The following is an 18,089-nucleotide window of genomic DNA, read 5'->3' on the forward strand; positions in this document are numbered from 1 at the left end:
TAATGTATAATTAAAATAAGAGAGATAAAATATAAGTTAAACCTAAAAATAAAAAAGAGCCTATGGAACAAGACCCCACCTGACAGCAGAAATAGCCTCAAAGCTATTCTCAATTGCCCATTCTTACTCTTTCAGAGAAGACTATTTTAGTTAACAACAAAATCATCAACTTTTTATGAATGAAGATCGCAAAAGAAAAGGATTCGCAAACAGCAAACTCCTCTCAGCAGTAACTATAAGTGTACTGTTCATAGACATTGGTAATGTGACAGCTGCCCAACAGCCTCTGGTAATTCTTTGAGTATGAGAAAATAACAACATTATTTTCAAGTTAAGTTACAAATATTCAAAGCAAGCCAATCATATATGATGATATAATTCTGGACTATTAACCATTATTGTTTATTAAATCTATGTTAATGCAAAAACTTTTAATTCTATCAGTAACCGGCCTAATGCTTATATGTGGCGGTTACATCCCTGGAATGAGTGTAAGTGCACAAAATACCACTTCGTCTAGTACACAGAACTCAAGAAGGATTTCCGGAGTAGTGACAGACACTCAGGGCGAACCGATTATCGGAGCAACTGTACTTGTAAAAGGAACAGGCATCGGTACAGCAACAGATATCGACGGCAAATTCTCTCTGGATATTCCATCCAATGGAAAAACCTTGGTAGTATCTTTCATTGGATTCGACGCACAGGAAATTCCTGTTACAAATAATGCTACGTACAAAATACAGTTAAGCGGAACAGACTATGCTCTGGATGAGGTAGTGGTGACGGCTTTAGGTATGAAGCGTGAAAAGAAGGCGCTCGGCTATTCAGTGCAAGACGTAAAAGGGGACGCTCTTATTGAAAACCGGACTGCAAACATTGCCACATCACTGAATGGTAAGATTGCCGGTATGAATATTTCTTCAACTTCTATTCCCGGTGGTTCAAACCGTATCGTCATCCGCGGTAACAACTCTATATCCGGTAATAATATGCCGTTGGTGGTAGTGGACGGGGTTCCGTTCGATAACTCTCAAGGCGTTGACGACGTAAATACAAACTCTTGGGGTGCAGGTTATTCGGATACCGGTGACGGACTATCCATGCTGAATCCTGATGATGTTGAATCAATTTCTGTACTGAAGGGTCCTTCGGCTACAGCTCTTTACGGTTCACGCGGTGGTAACGGTGTGATTCTGGTTACAACCAAACAAGGACAGGGTGGCAGAACCAAAGTGTCATACAATAGCAACTTTACTTTTGAAAATGTAATGATTCAACCGGAATTCCAGAATGAATACGGTCAGGGTACAGACGGAGCATTTGTGGCTACCTCGCGTAACTCCTGGGGTCCTAAAATGGGTACGGTTGTTACAGACTGGACAGGACAGACCCGTCCTTTGGAAGCAAAAAATAATGATTTTTCCGATTTCATGGACACCGGTACATCATGGACCAATTCTCTTGATATCACAAGTTCCGCCGGTAAGATGAACTACCGTGTAGGTATGTCAAACACAATGCGTAAGGGTGTTATCCCGAAGAATGAGTTGAACAAGACAAACTTCTCTATTCGCGCAGGCGGCGAAATCATCAAGAACCTGACTCTCGATGCCAAATTGAACTATACTTATCAGAAAGGTCAGGGACGTCCTGAATTCTCTGCTTCAGGTTTCAACCCGATATTCGCTCTTATTTATACTCCGCGCAGCATCAACCTGCACGAAATGAAAGATGTTTTTGATAAAGACGGAAAGATTATCGACTGGTATCCCAGTATGCTTACGGTGGTAAATAACCCGTATGCACTGACTTCTCTCAGCGGTAACAAGGACGTAACCAATCGTATCAATGGTTTCGCTTCATTGACATACGAGGTTAGCAGCTGGCTGAAAGCTATGGTTCGCTTCGGCGGTGACACTTATGGCAAGAAGACCGAAAAGTGGATACGCCATGACTTGATTTCAAGTGCAGGTTATAAGGATGGTCGTTTCTCAACCGGTCAATACAATATGGCTGAATACAATGCAGATTTCCTGATTACAGCACAAAAGGATAAGATTGCAGACTCCAAAATCTCCGGAATGCTTTCTGTTGGTGGTAACCTGATGAACCGCCAGTACAATAGTTTCTATGCCACAGCCGAAGGTTTGAACATTCCTGAACTGTATACCATTCAGAATGGTCAATCCAAGACTACTTCGACTTCCAAATCAGAAAAAGAAGTTCAATCCCTCTATGCACTGGGACAATTGTCATGGGATAACTACCTGTTCCTCGATATAACTGTACGTAATGACTGGTCTTCCACATTACCGAAGGATAACCGTTCATTCTTCTATCCCTCATTCTCTCTGGGTTGGGTAGTGACGGATATGTTGACCAAGTTCAAAGTAGATGTTCCCAGCTGGCTTTCTTTCGCTAAAGTACGCGCATCTTATGCAGAAGCAGGAAATGACACCGATCCATATCAGCTGTTGTCTGTATTATCTACAGTTTCTAACATGGCAGGTGGTCAGATGGGCGTAGCAGAACCTTCTACGAAAGCAAACTCTAACCTTAAACCGGAGATTATCAAATCTACCGAGTTCGGTGCTGATATCCGCTTCTTTGATAACCGTTTAGGATTCGACGTTACATACTACAACAAGCGTGCATACAACCAGATCATATCCATGCCTTCATCCATCACTTCGGGATATAGCGCCAAATATATCAATGCAGGACGTGTAGACAACTGGGGATGGGAACTTCAGATGAATGCCACGCCGGTTCGCACACGCGACTGGAACTGGAATCTTTGGGTGAACTTCGCCAAAAACTCTTCTGAAGTCGTAGAACTTTACGAAGGAGTGGAATCCATTACATTAGCTCGCCCGATGGGACAAAACTGTTATGTCATGGCTAAAACAGGCGAACCTTACGGACAGATTTACACGAATGGTTTCAAATATGATGAAAAAGGAAACCGCCTTGTGGGTGATGACGGCAAATACATAGTAGATCCTACCCTCCGCGTTTCCGGTAATATGAACCCGGATTGGACAGCAGGTATCGGTTCTTCATTAAGATGGAAAAACTTCTCTTTCGGATTCCTGATTGATGTCCGCTATGGTGGCGATGTATATCTGCAATCTATGATGCGTCTGCAATCTAATGGTCAGACCAAAGAAACAGTTGCCGGACGTGAAGAATTCTATTCAACCGGTAAGGGCTTGATTTCTCAGGGTGTTAATGTAAACACAGGAGCTCCCAACACCGTTGAACTGAATCCTACCGCTTATTGGGGACAGTTCTATGGCAACATCGGAAACTACGTTTATGATGCTACCAACGTACGCCTTCGCGAACTTAATTTCTCTTGGATATTGCCGGACAAATGGTTCAACAAGACAATCATCAGTGGTATTAAAGTCAGTGCTGTAGCCAACAACGTATGCTTCCTGTACAATAACCTTCCGGGATTCGACCCTGAATGTACATACTCTACTGGCAACGGACAGGGTGTAGAAACCGCTGCTCTACCGTCTACCCGTTCATTTGGTTTCAATCTTAATGTTACATTCTAAAAATGAAGATAAAATGAATAAGTTATTTAAATCCATTATAAGCATTATTGGTCTTTCAATGGCCTTCGCGGGCTGTGTAGGCGATTTTGACGATATGAATACCGATCCCAACAACCCGACACCGGGTTCAGTAGATCCTAAGTTCCAGCTGATATTCATACAGGGACGTGGTATTCCGTATGCCAATCAGTGGCAACAGATAGACCAGCTGATGATCAGTACTTTCTGTGAATATTCGGCTAACGACCAACTCTCGGCTTCCGACTATAACATAGACGCACGCTATGTGGACAACATTTGGGAGTTGACTTACACCGTGCTTACCAATGCCAATTCATTAATCCGTGCCAATGAGAACAACCCTGTTCACAATAACGTCGTTCAGATGGCACGTATCTGGAAAGCGTATGCTATGTTGCGTTTAACGAATTGTATGGGAGATGTACCTTACTCTGAAGCTGCCAACGACATTGATCAGCCTAAGTATGACACTCAGAAGGACATATATTATACCATATTCGAAGAATTGAAAGATGCCGTAAGTAAACTGGATGAGTCGGCAGCCAATAATGTCGGTTCTTATGACCTTATTTATGGGGGTGATGCCACCAAATGGAAGAAATTCGCCAACTCTATCCGCCTGCGCATGGCTGTCCGTATCTCCGACGTAGATGCCGCCAAGGCTAAAACAGAAGCCGCAGCTGCCATTTCAGCAGGTGTATTCAGCAGTGACGCTGATGCCGCCTTCCTGACGCAAGGAGAAGATAAATTTGCCCAGAACCCGATTTATTATCATAAAGGTTCTTCGGTGTTGCATATGTCAACGGCTTACAAACGTCTTGTAGAAGGTATCGGTGGACAAGCATGGCCTACCGCAGCCGACCGCGAAGCCAATAAGAATATCACCGAAGTTATTCTTACTGCCAAGAATGCTCCTGCAGTTGTCGATCCTCGCGCTCCGATCCACTTTGAACCCGCAGGTATCATCGAAAGCCCTGCAACTCCAAGCATGAACGGCAATTGGGACGGCACAGATCCGGGCCATGTAGCTTCGGGTGTAGGTGCTGCAATGGACAATGGACAGTTTGTTAGCGACTTCTCAAAAATCGGTCCCTGGTATTATGAAACCATTGACAGAAAGTATCCTTTGTTCAAGTACAGCGAACTGTGCTTCCTGAAAGCTATTGCCATCCAACTTGGTCTTACAAGTGGAGATGCCAAAACAGAATACGAAGCCGGCGTACGCTCAAGTATGACAGAACTGGGAGTTCCGGAAAGCAAAATCGCAAATTATCTGGCTTCAACTTCTCCAAACTATTATGGAACCACAGCCAAGTATGACGATGTTACAGGAACTAACAATACACCTATGGATAAGATTCTTACCCAGAAATACATTGCTCAGTTCCAGGAGTGTTCTTTTGAAACTTGGGCTGATCATCGCCAGTTCCACAAACCTACGCTTATGCCATTCGCAAACGTAAGTTCAAGTGTCTTCAACATGAATCCTTCTGATCAGGCTAATAATACTCCAAACGCTTATATCAAGCGTATCTATTATCCTTCTTCGGAATATACCGTTAACGAAGCTAACGTGAAAGAAGCCGAAAAGCGCATGGGTGGAAGCAACAGCATACAAAATAACCTATGGTGGGATGTTAACTAAAAATTGATTCTTATGAAATGCGTAGTTGAGTAATTCAGCTACGCATTTTGTTATACATATAACCTCTTATCTGAAACAATATGAAAAATATTCTTCTCTTAATTCTTATATGTTGTCTTTCTCTGTCCAATCGGGCACAAGAACAGATGAATCCTTCATCGAGAATATCCGGTAAAGCAATCAAATTACCCGGATTTGTAACCAGTCCTTATTTTGAGGAACAAGTTATCAGCTTTATCCATACTCCAGGAATCAAAGTTCATATAAATGCTCCCGCAGAAACTAAATTCGGAAAGGATAAACCCACAAAACTTGTACTATATGCACTACCGAATGGCAACAGTACAGACTGGACCATCGGGAAAATGCCGGCAGAAGGTGATGACTGGCATTATCATATACAACACATAGGAGCTCAAACACGGTATATCAGAGCTACTGATCCGGAATGTAACTTTATTACGGTTTACCTGGAAGCAGACACCAAAAGCTGGGGAAGTTGGAGAAAAGCTGAACCTACACGGGATCAAAAGATTAAAGAAACAGTAGAGTATATTCTTTCTCTTTTTTTCCAAGTATAATCCACATATCGAACTGAACAGCCACAGTGGAGGAGGCAACTTCATTTTCGGTTTTATGGATGCAGTTTCTGAAATTCCGGATTATGTGAAAAGAATCTCTTTCATTGACAGCAATTACAACTGGGATAATGAACGTTACGGAGATAAATTACAAAAATGGTTGGAAGCTTCTTCCGACAATCGCTTATTTGTAGCTTGTTATGATGATGCTAATGCTCTGCTGGATGGAAAGCCATTTGTCTCAAAGACAGGAGGGACCTGGCACAGAACCTATTTAATGCAACGATATCTGAAAAAGAAAATGAAACGTCTGTCATGGAATAAAACCGAAAATGATAGTATTATTTATTTCACGGCAGACAACCGTCGGATTCAGTTTTATTCCCGAAAGAATCCGGAGCAGAAGATTTACCATACAATACTGGTAGAGCGAAATGGCTATATCCAGTCAGTATTCTCCGGTACGAAATACGAGGGAATGGGATATCAGTTCATGGGTAGAAAGGTTTATGACATGTATCGGCAAAATTCAGGGTCCTGGTAGACAGTAAACTATATTCTTTGAACGCCTTACTACAGGACCCCGTACTATAAAATTGTTTAGTGATAAATCAGTTCCAATGGTAATTACAAGTTATATTCCTGATTAATCCTGCTGACCACTTGCAACTTTCCATCCTTCAGCAAAGAACGTGCATTAAAGAAATTCACGCCGTCCGCTCCTGCTTCGATAGATAGTTTTGCAGCTGTATATAGCTCTTCAGCCGTAATATCGGGAACAAATAAACCGGATACATACTTATTCTTATGGAAAGTTTCGCGCAAACCGTTTTCTATACTAAACGGTATCCATTCAAGGCTTTCCGAATAAAACGACTGATAATTCATCGGGCATACAATATCTATTTTCCAGGTAGGCCAATCCTGATAAACTGTCATGCGGGCACGGGTAGGATAAGGGAAAACAGCCGCTGAAACCAGTTTGCCTTCAGAATGAGTCGCTTCTACAATCTCATTCACTAAAGAAGTGACCTCATTCAAACGGAACTGCAACCATTCCGGACTCATCCACGGAGCCTGCAAATCTAACGGGGAGTAACCGAACAGTTTCTTAAATTTTTCTATTGCCACCGGATGATAGCCAAAATCATATTCAGCACGATAGGTATCTTGCTGAATCTTAAATTTATGCTGTTGCAGGCGTCGCCCCAGTACCGCATCATTATAGCGAATAAAATCCAGATGTACAGAAGTCAGTCCTTCCAAAGCTGCATAAGAAGCCGCTTTATCTTTCATATACTGTCGGGCCTCAGGCACAGAAGGACTCAGCCATTTATAATGCTTTACATAAGGGTCATATTCATGACTGTTATAACCTATCCGGTTCACATCAAACCATTCGGGATGCACCAACGCCGCAGAATCCCCGGGAGCATTCACAGTGAACATCCACGCATGCACTTTTGCACCCTGATAGGACTTGGCAGCCTCAATATAACGCGCCACTTCTTCCGGTGAGCCACACATATAATAATTCTTGATACCGGCCTCATCGAAAGGCTTCATCCAGAGAATCAGAGACTCCACCGTGGCACCTTTATCCACATCGTCCCAGACTCCCAAAGCAACCTTTTGTTCCTGGTTTTGAACTTTCTTTTTTTTACCGGCTGATAACGGCTGAACAGCCAAACTGAAAATGCACGCAAATGCTGCACATAAATAAGTAAATTTCATGATGATGATTTTTTTTGGTTCACAGCAAAGATAATATATCTTCTATATAAATAAGGTGAATATCTGATTATTTGCAAATTATTAATTATAATGCTAAAAATAATAAAATAAGTGTTTTTGATATTAAAATAAAATCTATCTTTGTTGCTACGAATATCTCCCTTAACAATAATACTATTATGAAGAAACTTCTGCTACTGATCTTTTTATTGTGTAGTACCTTCTGGTGTCAGGCACAAACAGACCGGATTATTTTGGGTGACGAACAAACTTCCGAGTATTTTCCCATCCTAAAGGATAAACGGATTGCCATTTTCACTAATCATACAGGAATGATAGGGGATAAACATCTATTGGATGTTCTTTTAGAAAACAAATTCAATGTAGTTGCCATCTTCTCGCCCGAACATGGTTTCCGTGGAAATGCAGATGCAGGCGAGCACGTATCCAGCTCAGTAGACTCTAAAACAGGGGTGCCAATTCTTTCTCTTTATGAAGGGAAGGACAAAAAGCCAAGTAAGGCTTCAATGCAAAAATTTGATATTCTGATAGTAGATATACAGGACGTAGGATTACGTTTTTACACCTATTACATAACGATGTGCCGGCTAATGGATGTCTGTGCGGAATATAACAAGAAAGTTTTGTTATTAGACCGTCCTAATCCGAATGGGCATTATGTAGATGGACCGATTCTGGATATGAAATATAAATCAGGTGTGGGATGGTTGCCGATTCCTATTGTACACGGAATGACATTAGGGGAACTTGCATTAATGATTAATGGAGAAGGTTGGTTGCCTGGTTCGCGCAAATGTGATCTGGCAGTGATCAAATGTAAGAATTATACACATCAGACTAAATATCAGCTACCAATTCCCCCATCTCCTAACTTACCGAACATGAAGTCGATATATCTATATCCGGCTACATGCTTTTTTGAGGCAACTCCCGTCAGCTTGGGTAGAGGAACTTCACTCCCATTTCAGGTTTATGGACATCCCAATATGACCGGATATAGCTACAGTTTCACCCCAAGAAGTATTCCCGGAGCAAAGAATCCGCCGCAGCTGAATAAACTGTGCCATGGAGTAGACCTAAGCAATATGAGTGATGAAGAAATCTGGAAACGAGGTGTAGATTTATCTTATGTCATCGATGCATATCGTAATCTGAATCTGGATGATCATTTCTTCCGTCCATTCTTTGAATTGCTGGTAGGAAGGGATTATGTACGGAAAATGATAAAAGAAGGAAAAAGTGCCGATGAAATTAAAGCTATGTGGAAAGACGACGTTGAGAAATTCAAGGTGCAACGTAAACCATATCTGCTTTACGAAGAATAAGTTCATGTACTATTATAAATCATAAATCAACCCTATGAGCCCGATATCTGTCATCATTACTATTGCCGCTTATTTCGTGATCTTGTTCACTATATCTTATATAGCCGGCAGAAAAGCCGACAATGAAGGTTTCTTCGTCGGTAACCGTAAATCGGCCTGGTATGTTGTGGCATTTGCCATGATTGGGTCCAGCATCTCCGGAGTGACGTATGTATCAGTACCGGGTATGGTGGCTGCCAGTAGTTTCGGTTACCTGCAAATGGTATTGGGATTTGTTGCGGGACAGTTCATCATAGCATTCGTATTGACGCCACTGTTCTACCGGATGAACCTGGTATCCATCTATGAATATCTGGAAAATCGTTTTGGTATGTCTTCCTATCGGACAGGCGCATGGTTCTTCTTCATCTCTAAGATGCTGGGAGCCGCGGTACGTTTGTTCCTCGTATGTCTGACACTTCAACTGCTGGTATTCGAACCGTTTGGATTACCATTTATTTTGAATGTGGCCATTACCGTAGCATTAGTATGGCTCTATACGTTCCGGGGTGGAGTAAAATCTCTGATCTGGACAGATTCACTCAAAACATTCTGCCTGGTGGTATCCGTAGTTCTCTGTATCAGTTATATTGCTTCCGATCTCAATCTGTCGCTTAGCAGCATGATCAGTACAATAGCCGATAGTGACATGTCACGCATTTTCTTCTTTGACGATGTAAACAGTAAACAATATTTCTTCAAACAATTCTTTGCCGGGGCATTCACTATGATTGCCATGACAGGGCTGGATCAGGACATGATGCAACGTAACCTCAGCTGCAAGAACTTCAAAGATTCACAGAAAAATATGATTACGAGTGTTATATCACAGTTCTTCGTTATTTTGTTGTTCCTGATGTTGGGAGTATTGCTTTACATCTTCGCTGGTAACCAAGGCATTCAGGTAGAAAAGAGCGATGAACTCTTCCCATTGATAGCCACCGGTAACTACTTTCCTGCAATTGTAGGTATCTTGTTTATCATTGGACTTATTTCTTCGGCTTATTCCGCTGCCGGCTCAGCACTGACAGCTTTAACAACTTCCTTTACAGTGGATATCCTCGGGACAAAAGGCAGGACGGAAGAAGAAATCGTAAAGATACGCAAGCGGGTACATATCGGTATGGCTGTAATTATGGGTATCACGATATTCGTATTCAACCTATTGAATAACACAAGTGTAATCGATGCCGTATATATACTGGCAAGTTACACATATGGCCCCATTCTCGGATTATTCGCATTCGGTATATTCATGAAACAACAGGTTCGCGACAAATATATCCCATTGGTAGCCATCCTCTCCCCTATCCTTTGCTTCATCCTGCAAAAGAATTCGGAAGCCTGGTTCAATGGGTATCAGTTCAGCTACGAACTGCTGATATTCAACGCTCTGTTCACGTTTATCGGACTCTGCCTGTTGATCAGAAAAGATAAGAACTAATAATTAACTTAATACATCATCCATGAATGTAAGACTTCATTTTTTGTTCACTTTGCTCACCGCCTCCCTGATCCCCCAAACGGGAGGCGCGCAAGAGCTTCCGACGGATGTCCGCCAGGAAATCGGTAAGTTTCTGGACGCAACCGCACGGAAAGAGGTTTCCGTAGGGCGCATCCGAATTGACTCTGTCGCCATTGAAGAAAACACGTTGCAATTATTCGCTAACATGAACTGTGCATATATTCCTTTCCGGGAAGATAATGTGACAGAGATTTATCAAGGTGTGCAGGCACTGCTTCCGGCAGAGTTTTCAAAATACAACCTGCAAATCCGCACGAATAAGCGTAGCATTGAAGAATTAATCCCCCAAGCACTACGCAGCAAAAAGGACAAAAAAGCCAAAACATTCAATCCTGCCGGGACAAAACCTTTAGTAACGGCCCTTTCTACCCCCTATACCCCTACAAATGGACTAAAGAACCGTCACATTGCTTTGTGGCAGAGTCATGGCTTCTATTATGAGCCCAAACTGACACGCTGGGAATGGCAACGCGCCCGCATCTTCCAAACGGTGGAGGATTTATATACGCAAAGTTATGTACTGCCTTTCCTGGTTCCCATGTTGGAGAATGCAGGAGCTAATGTGCTGATGCCCCGTGAACGGGATAGCCAAATAGCAGAAGTTGTCGTAGACAATGACGGTTGCCTTCACTCGCGCTCCGTTTATACAGAAAAGATAGGCGATAAGAACTGGATGCAAGGTACCGGTGAAGGTTTCGCCCATCTGCGCGATCAATATATCAATTTTGAGAACCCATTCCGTGAAGGAACTTTCCGCACTGTCGAGACGGTGAAAGGTAAGAAGGAAAAAGAAAGTACTGCCGAATGGATTCCTGAACTCCCGTCAACCGGACAGTACGCCGTTTATGTATCCTATAAATCATTGCCAAACAGTACGGATGATGCCCTTTACACCGTTTATCACAAAGGAGGAGTCTCCCAATTCAAAGTGAACCAACAGATGGGTGGCGGCACTTGGATTTATCTAGGTACATTTGGTTTTGATGCCGGAAAAAGCAATGCCGGCAAAGTTGTTTTAAGCAATCGTTCTGAGAAAGCCGGACGTATCGTTACCGCTGATGCCGTAAAAATCGGAGGTGGTATGGGAAATATGGCCCGCCGTATCTCTGATGCAGGTGCCACAGAGAATATTAAAAGTTCGGATGGCAATGCTGCCATAGTGCATAAAGAAATGCCGAAGATAGATTACCCATATGAGATAAGCGGTTATCCCCGTTTCTGCGAGGCAGCACGCTACTGGCTTCAATGGGCAGGTATTCCGGACAGTGTTTATTCCGACAGCCAAGGTAAGAATGACTATACGGATGATTACAAATGTCGTGGTATCTGGGTGAATTACCTTGCCGGTGGTTCTACGGTTAACCCGACAGAACAAGGACTGAATATCCCGGTAGATATGGCTTTCGCCTTCCATTCAGATGCAGGAACTACGCTAAACGATTCCATCATCGGAACACTGGGTATCTACTATACCAACGTTTACAATGAAGAATACGCCAACGGAGCATCCCGCTATCTGGCACACGACATGACAGACCTGATTCAGTCAAATATCGTACGGGATATCCGCAGCCTATACGAACCGGATTGGACACGTCGCGGTATGTGGAACCAATCCTACTACGAAGCACGTGTGCCCCGTGTCCCCACTATGTTGCTGGAATTACTTTCTCACCAGAACTTTGCAGACATGCGTTATGGTTTAGATCCACGCTTCCGTTTTACGGTAAGCCGTGCAATCTATAAAGGTATGCTGCAATTCATTTGCTCGCAATACCACATGGACTATATCGTTCAGCCGTTGCCTGTCGACAATATGGCATTGAAAATGGTAGGCGAGAATGAAATAGAACTAACCTGGCAACCCGTAGCCGACCCACTGGAGCCAACGGCAAATGCTGAAAAATATATAGTTTATACCCGTATCGGAGATGGCGATTTCGATAATGGCGTGTTGGTAGATAAGAATACCTATCGCACCGCCCTCCCTGCCGGCATGGTATGCAGTTATAAAGTAACTGCCGTCAACAAGGGCGGAGAAAGTTTCCCGTCCGAAATACTCTCAGCAGGACGTGCGTTTAATAGTTATAAGCGATTAGCGATGAGTGATAAGCAGACAAACGCTAATCACTCAGATATCGTGCTGATAGTAAACGGCTTCGACCGCATCAGTGCTCCGGCAGATTTTGTCGCACCTGTTCCCGGAGATACTTTACTTGCCGGTTTCTTAGATGATCTGGACCACGGCGTACCTTATCTGAAAGATATCAGCTACATTGGTAAGATGAAAGAATACCGCCGTTCCATTCCATGGATGGACGACGATGCTTCCGGCTTCGGCGACAGCTATGGCAATTACGAAGATAAAGTAATCGCCGGAAACACATTCGATTATCCCGCTATTCATGGAGCCGCCATTTTGAAAGCCGGATATTCTTTCATATCTTGCAGCGATGAAAGTGTGGAAAATAAAACAATGAACCTGAACGACTATAAGTATGTAGACCTGATATTAGGTAAAGAATGTCAGACCAAAATGGGACGTGGCGGTGTGAAGCCGTTAGAGTTCAAAACATTCAGCCAACCCATGCAGGAAGCTATCACCGCATATTGCGGACAAGGCGGAAACATCTTCGTCTCGGGTGCTTATGTAGGAACCGACCTTTGGGACAATCGCCTTGCCCCGGCTCAGGAATCCGATAAGAAATTTGCAACAGAAGTCCTGAAATATAAATGGCGCGTGGGGCAGGCAGCTACAGAGGGTAAGGTGAAATGTGTAGCTTCACCGTTCCCCGCCCTTTCAGGCAACTATACATACCATAATGAACTGAATGCAGACAGCTATGTGGTAGAATCACCGGATGCCATCGAACCGGCAACAAAAGATGCATACACCGTAATGCGCTATTCGGAAAACAATCTGAGTGCCGGAGTAGTTTACAAAGGCGCCTACAAGACCTGCATACTGGGCTTCCCGTTCGAAGCATTGCGCACCGCCTCTGAAAGAGAAGCGTTGATGAATGCCATCCTTACATTCTTCAATGAAAAAACAGATTCACTCAAGCAATAATATACTAAAATCAATCATCATTTATGAAGCGAAGACTTTTAATAACGTTCCTGTTGGGGTGCCTGCTACCGTTCGCGGTGCAGGCACAACATGGCACATTCCGTTTTGCGCAAATAACGGACATCCATTTCAGCCCCAACAACCCCAACCCGACAGAAGACTTACTACGTTCCGTCGCGCAAATAAATGCGATAGACAGTATCGACTTTGTTTTGGTTACGGGCGACATCACCGAAGAGGGCGACCGTACCACTATGCTGAAAGTCAAAGAGACATTGGATTTACTGAAAGCGAAGTATTACGTGATCCTCGGTAACCATGAAACCAAATGGAGCGACTCCGGTTGTACTGCCTTCGGTGAGATTTTCGGCGGCGAACGCTTTGAATTCGAGCATAAAGGCATTCTGTTTCTGGGTTTCAACTCCGGACCGTTGATGCGTATGGCTTACGGACATGTCGTTCCGCAGGACATCCGTTGGATGACGGAAGAAATGGATAAGTTTGGAAAAGATAAACCGGTTATACTCGTCACACACTATCCGTTACTGGATGGAGATGTCGATAACTGGTATGAAGTAACAGATGCAGTGCGCCCCTATAACATTCGTTTGTTCATCGGCGGGCACTATCATCGTAACCGGGATTTGCGTTATGATGGCATTCCGGGTATTTTGATGCGCAGCAACCTGCGTGATAAAGATGGAAAACCGGGATATGGCATCTATGATATAACGAAAGATTCGATCCTCGTCTACACGCAACGCATCGGCGAACCGAAAAAGCAATGGGCTGCTTTCTCGCTGACTCAGCCCTATTATGATCGTAATGGAAAAGCAGAGAAATACCCCGACTTTTCAGTCAACACAGAATACCCGAATGTGAAAGAACAGTGGGTAGTGCAAACCGGTGCAGGTATCTATTGTTCGCCTGCAATAGAAAAAGACAAAGTGTTCGTCGGAGACGATATGGGGTACCTGACTTGCTATGCCTTGAAGAATGGAAAGAAACTGTGGAATTTCCAGTCCGGTAAGCGCATTGTAGGCACTCCGGCTGCGGCAGATGGTATAGTCGTATTCGGTTCTGCCGACCGTAACATCTACGGTCTGAACAGTAAAGACGGAAAACTGCTGTGGACTGTAAAAGCAAAAGCCCCGGTACTGGGTGCGGTAACCATTGAAAATGGAATTGCCTACATCGGTGCCAGCAATTCTACTTTCCGTGCTATTGATATCCTTACAGGTAAAGTGCTCTGGGCATATACCGGTGTGAAAGGATACATTGAAACCAAACCATTGGTAACAGCCGACAAGGTGATCTTCGGTGCCTGGGACAATACCCTCTATGCATTGAATAAGGCAGACGGCAAGGAATTATGGAAGTGGACAGGCGGTTTAACGCGCATGCACTTCTCACCCGCAGCCGTATGGCCGGTAGCCGCAGAAGGCAAAGTATTTATCACCGACCCACAACGTGCCATGACGGCTATCAATATAGAAAACGGAGAAACAGTGTGGCGCACTTTCCAGTCTATGGTACGTGAAACGATTGGCCTGTCGGAAGATGGAACGCGTGTATTCAGCAAGACCATGAACGACAGTATTGTCTGCTATGCCACACAAGGAGATCAACCCCGTGAATTATGGGCAAGCAACGTCGGTTTCGGATACGAACATGCACCCTCCATGCAAGTGGAAAAAGGAGGCGTAATGTTCGGCAGTACCAAGGAAGGACTGATCTTTGCTTTGGAAGCCCAAACCGGTAAAGTCTTGTGGAAACATAAGATAGGTAACTCACTGATCAGTACCGTAGTGCCGCTGAACGGACGACAGGTATTGTTCACTGCCACCAGTGGCGAAGTGGGACTGCTACGAGTTAAGAATTAAAGAATTAATAATTAAAAGCAATATAGGACATTATGAATAAAATCAATTGCTTCGTTCCTTTTTCAGGAGCTGCACAAGCGGAAAAGACAGTAAAAGGCCTGCAAGAAACCGGCTTAGTGAATAACATTTATCTGCTCGCCCTACCGGACGTTACAGAAAACCTGCCCGGATGTAGTACCCTGCACATGCAATCCATCCAGTCCAGTGCGGCCATAAGAGACATAGCCGGACATAGCGATGCAGAATATACGCTGATCTATACAAAATATACGACGCTCGAACTGGGTTTATTCGCCCTGGAGCGTATGATACACATTGCTGAAGACAGCGGTGCAGGCATGGTATATGCTGACCGCTACCAGGTAAAGGAAGGCAAGCAAACCAATGCCCCGGTGATCGATTATCAATTCGGCTCATTGCGCGATGATTTCGACTTCGGTTCCGTGCTGTTATTCCGTACAGATGCATTCAAGGAGGCTGCTGCCCGCATGAATGAAGACGAATATAAATTTGCCGGGCTTTATGACCTTCGCCTGAAAGTAAGCCAGAACGAAAGTCTGGTACACATCAATGAGTATCTATACAGCGAAATCGAAGACGATACCCGCAAGAGTGGTGAGAAGATATTCGATTACGTGGATCCCAGAAACCGTGACCGCCAGATTGAAATGGAACAGGCTTGTACCGAGCATCTGAAAGAAATCGGTGGCTATTTGGCACCAGAATTCAAACAAATAGAATTTTCAGCAGGCAACTTCGAATATGAAGCTTCGGTTATCATCCCCGTACGCAACCGTATCCGCACCATCCGTGATGCTATTCATTCGGTATTGAAGCAGAAGACCGACTTTAAGTTCAACCTGATTATCATCGACAACCACTCTACGGATGGGACCACAGAAGCTATTGACGAATTCAAGAACGACGAACACCTCATCCATATCATCCCCGAACGCAATGACCTGGGTATTGGCGGTTGCTGGAACATGGGTGTGCATCATCCCAAGTGTGGTAAGTTCGCTGTACAATTGGACAGTGACGACGTGTACAGCGATGAAAATACACTGACCACTATGGTTCGTGCTTTCTATGAACAGAATTGCGCCATGGTGGTAGGTACTTATATGATGACGGACTTCAATATGAATATGATTGCTCCGGGTATTATCGACCATAAAGAATGGACACCCGAAAACGGACGCAACAATGCACTCCGCATCAATGGTCTGGGGGCTCCTCGTGCTTTCTATACACCGGTGCTGCGTGAAGTGAAAGTTCCGAATACCAGCTATGGTGAAGACTATGCACTGGGATTAAACTTCTCCCGCCAATACCAGATCGGCCGTGTGTATGACGTAGTTTACTTGTGCCGCCGATGGGATGACAACTCGGATGCTTCACTAGATATCGTGAAAATGAATGGCCATAATCTGTATAAAGACCGCATCCGTACCTGGGAACTCCAGGCACGCGTGGCGAAGAATAAGAGAAGATAAAACACTCCATGCGTTTTCCGCACTTGTACCACATAAGTGTTTCTCAGATGAAATGCTTGTGTGCTACAAATGTAACGCAAGTGTCCCTCACATGAAACGCAAGTGTTATGCAACACACTAATAAGTAACCAGTTACAGCATTCAATATGAACCAAACCATAAACAATCTGCTTACCGAGCAACTTGCCTCCTGGGAAACGGCTCGTAACAACTACGCCGCCCTTTCGGGTGTGCAGGTGAAGGAACTCGATGTAAACGGTATTCCGTATAAGGTACAGTTCAATCCTGCACGTATCGTTTCTTCGGGAGCTAAAGTAGATGCCCAGTCCATCAAGGAACGCAAATGTTTTCTCTGCCCGGCCAATTTACCGCCGGTGCAGAAAGGAATTCCGTTCGAAGGACATTATAATATCCTGGTCAATCCGTTCCCTATCTTTCCCCGCCACCTGACGATACCGGAAGTAGCACACGTGAACCAGCGCATAGCCGTCCGTTTCAAGGATATGCTGGCATTGGCACAGGCGTTGACGGATTACACAATATTCTATAATGGTCCCAAATGCGGTGCATCCGCCCCCGACCATGCTCACTTCCAGGCAGGCAACAAAGGTTTCATGCCTATTGAAAAGGACTGGCACGGACAGGTAGCAGGCAAAGTGGCAGATTACGGTGAAGCCACCCTCTGGTACTTGAATGACGCTCCCCGTGCAACATTGGTCATCGAAGCAGCCAATAAGAAACACGCTGCCGCCCTGTTCGATATCATTTACCACTCACTGGACATCAAACCGGGAGATGACGAACCAATGATGAATGTATTGGCATGGTACGAAGATGAGAAATGGATCGTATGCGTATTTCCACGTGAGAAGCACCGTCCAGCTTGCTATACAGCCGAAGGAGATGCCAATTTATTGAGCAGTCCGGCATCCGTAGATCTCGGTGGAGTGTTTATTACACCGGTCGAAAAAGACTTTCTCAAGATCACAGCCGAAGATATAGCCCAGATCCTGAGTGAGGTATCACTTTCTGCCGAAGACTTCCATCGGGTGCGTCAGAGTATTAAAGAGAAGATATAGTTAATGATACTATTTGAGCTCTCCTTCTCTTGGGAATTGCTCTCCCCCGATAACGGGGGAGCCGGAGGGGGTGGAGTACCCTGAAAGGGGGAGGTGGTAGG

Annotated in this window: 11 protein-coding genes; 10 read left to right on the top strand and 1 reads right to left on the bottom strand. The window is 44.3% G+C overall.

The annotated features are described in order from the left end of the window. The first annotated feature begins 419 nt into the window (after positions 1–419). The 4 genes from BACCELL_RS05910 (at position 420) to BACCELL_RS27295 (ending at position 6,360) form a co-directional block, all read left to right on the top strand. Positions 420–3,569, top strand: coding sequence for a SusC/RagA family TonB-linked outer membrane protein (locus BACCELL_RS05910; protein ID WP_044153409.1), 3,150 nt, complete (start codon positions 420–422; stop codon positions 3,567–3,569). Positions 3,570–3,582: 13 nt separating this feature from the next. Next, positions 3,583–5,235, top strand: a complete 1,653-nt coding sequence (locus BACCELL_RS05915) for a SusD/RagB family nutrient-binding outer membrane lipoprotein (protein ID WP_044153412.1) — start codon at positions 3,583–3,585, stop codon at positions 5,233–5,235. A gap of 80 nt (positions 5,236–5,315) precedes the next feature. Beyond that, complete coding sequence (locus BACCELL_RS27290) at positions 5,316–5,816, top strand: hypothetical protein (RefSeq protein ID WP_007210712.1); 501 nt, start codon at positions 5,316–5,318, stop codon at positions 5,814–5,816. 85 nt (positions 5,817–5,901) lie between these two features. Beyond that, entirely contained in the window at positions 5,902–6,360 is a 459-nt protein-coding gene (locus BACCELL_RS27295; RefSeq protein ID WP_248604786.1) for a hypothetical protein, read from the top strand. Positions 6,361–6,443: 83 nt separating this feature from the next. Here BACCELL_RS27295 and BACCELL_RS05925 read toward each other — a convergent pair whose 3' ends face one another. After that, entirely contained in the window at positions 6,444–7,550 is a 1,107-nt protein-coding gene (locus BACCELL_RS05925) for a family 10 glycosylhydrolase (RefSeq protein WP_007210714.1), read from the bottom strand. Between the two features lie 179 nt (positions 7,551–7,729). Here BACCELL_RS05925 and BACCELL_RS05930 point away from each other — a divergent pair, with 179 nt between their 5' ends. The 6 genes from BACCELL_RS05930 (at position 7,730) to BACCELL_RS05955 (ending at position 17,988) form a co-directional block, all read left to right on the top strand. Next, positions 7,730–8,896 (top strand): exo-beta-N-acetylmuramidase NamZ family protein, encoded by a 1,167-nt coding sequence (locus tag BACCELL_RS05930; RefSeq protein ID WP_044153641.1) that lies wholly within the window; start codon positions 7,730–7,732, stop codon positions 8,894–8,896. A 34-nt stretch (positions 8,897–8,930) separates the two neighbouring features. Continuing rightward, positions 8,931–10,379, top strand: a complete 1,449-nt coding sequence (locus BACCELL_RS05935) for a sodium:solute symporter (RefSeq protein WP_007210716.1) — start codon at positions 8,931–8,933, stop codon at positions 10,377–10,379. A 22-nt stretch (positions 10,380–10,401) separates the two neighbouring features. Continuing rightward, positions 10,402–13,530: a golvesin C-terminal-like domain-containing protein gene (locus tag BACCELL_RS05940; RefSeq protein WP_007210717.1), complete on the top strand. Its 3,129-nt coding sequence runs from the start codon at positions 10,402–10,404 to the stop codon at positions 13,528–13,530. Positions 13,531–13,553: 23 nt separating this feature from the next. Continuing rightward, complete coding sequence (locus tag BACCELL_RS05945; RefSeq protein ID WP_007210718.1) at positions 13,554–15,413, top strand: outer membrane protein assembly factor BamB family protein; 1,860 nt, start codon at positions 13,554–13,556, stop codon at positions 15,411–15,413. 32 nt (positions 15,414–15,445) lie between these two features. Next, positions 15,446–16,909 (top strand): glycosyltransferase family 2 protein, encoded by a 1,464-nt coding sequence (locus BACCELL_RS05950; RefSeq protein WP_007210719.1) that lies wholly within the window; start codon positions 15,446–15,448, stop codon positions 16,907–16,909. A 146-nt stretch (positions 16,910–17,055) separates the two neighbouring features. Then, positions 17,056–17,988 carry a DUF4922 domain-containing protein gene (locus BACCELL_RS05955; RefSeq protein ID WP_007210720.1) on the top strand — a complete coding sequence of 311 codons (933 nt, stop codon included), beginning with the start codon at positions 17,056–17,058 and terminating at the stop codon, positions 17,986–17,988. Positions 17,989–18,089: the final 101 nt, after the last annotated feature.

The organism is Bacteroides cellulosilyticus DSM 14838 (assembly GCF_000158035.1).
GTDB classification, from domain to species: domain Bacteria; phylum Bacteroidota; class Bacteroidia; order Bacteroidales; family Bacteroidaceae; genus Bacteroides; species Bacteroides cellulosilyticus.

Bases quoted from the DNA above. Each gene is read 5' to 3' on its own strand.
- BACCELL_RS05910 (WP_044153409.1), top strand. From the start codon at position 420: ATGCAAAAACTTTTAATTCTATCAGTAACCGGCCTAATGCTTATATGT.
- BACCELL_RS05915 (WP_044153412.1), top strand. From the start codon at position 3,583: ATGAATAAGTTATTTAAATCCATTATAAGCATTATTGGTCTTTCAATG.
- BACCELL_RS27290 (WP_007210712.1), top strand. From the start codon at position 5,316: ATGAAAAATATTCTTCTCTTAATTCTTATATGTTGTCTTTCTCTGTCC.
- BACCELL_RS05925 (WP_007210714.1), bottom strand. From the start codon at position 7,550: ATGAAATTTACTTATTTATGTGCAGCATTTGCGTGCATTTTCAGTTTG.
- BACCELL_RS05930 (WP_044153641.1), top strand. From the start codon at position 7,730: ATGAAGAAACTTCTGCTACTGATCTTTTTATTGTGTAGTACCTTCTGG.
- BACCELL_RS05935 (WP_007210716.1), top strand. From the start codon at position 8,931: ATGAGCCCGATATCTGTCATCATTACTATTGCCGCTTATTTCGTGATC.
- BACCELL_RS05940 (WP_007210717.1), top strand. From the start codon at position 10,402: ATGAATGTAAGACTTCATTTTTTGTTCACTTTGCTCACCGCCTCCCTG.
- BACCELL_RS05945 (WP_007210718.1), top strand. From the start codon at position 13,554: ATGAAGCGAAGACTTTTAATAACGTTCCTGTTGGGGTGCCTGCTACCG.
- BACCELL_RS05950 (WP_007210719.1), top strand. From the start codon at position 15,446: ATGAATAAAATCAATTGCTTCGTTCCTTTTTCAGGAGCTGCACAAGCG.
- BACCELL_RS05955 (WP_007210720.1), top strand. From the start codon at position 17,056: ATGAACCAAACCATAAACAATCTGCTTACCGAGCAACTTGCCTCCTGG.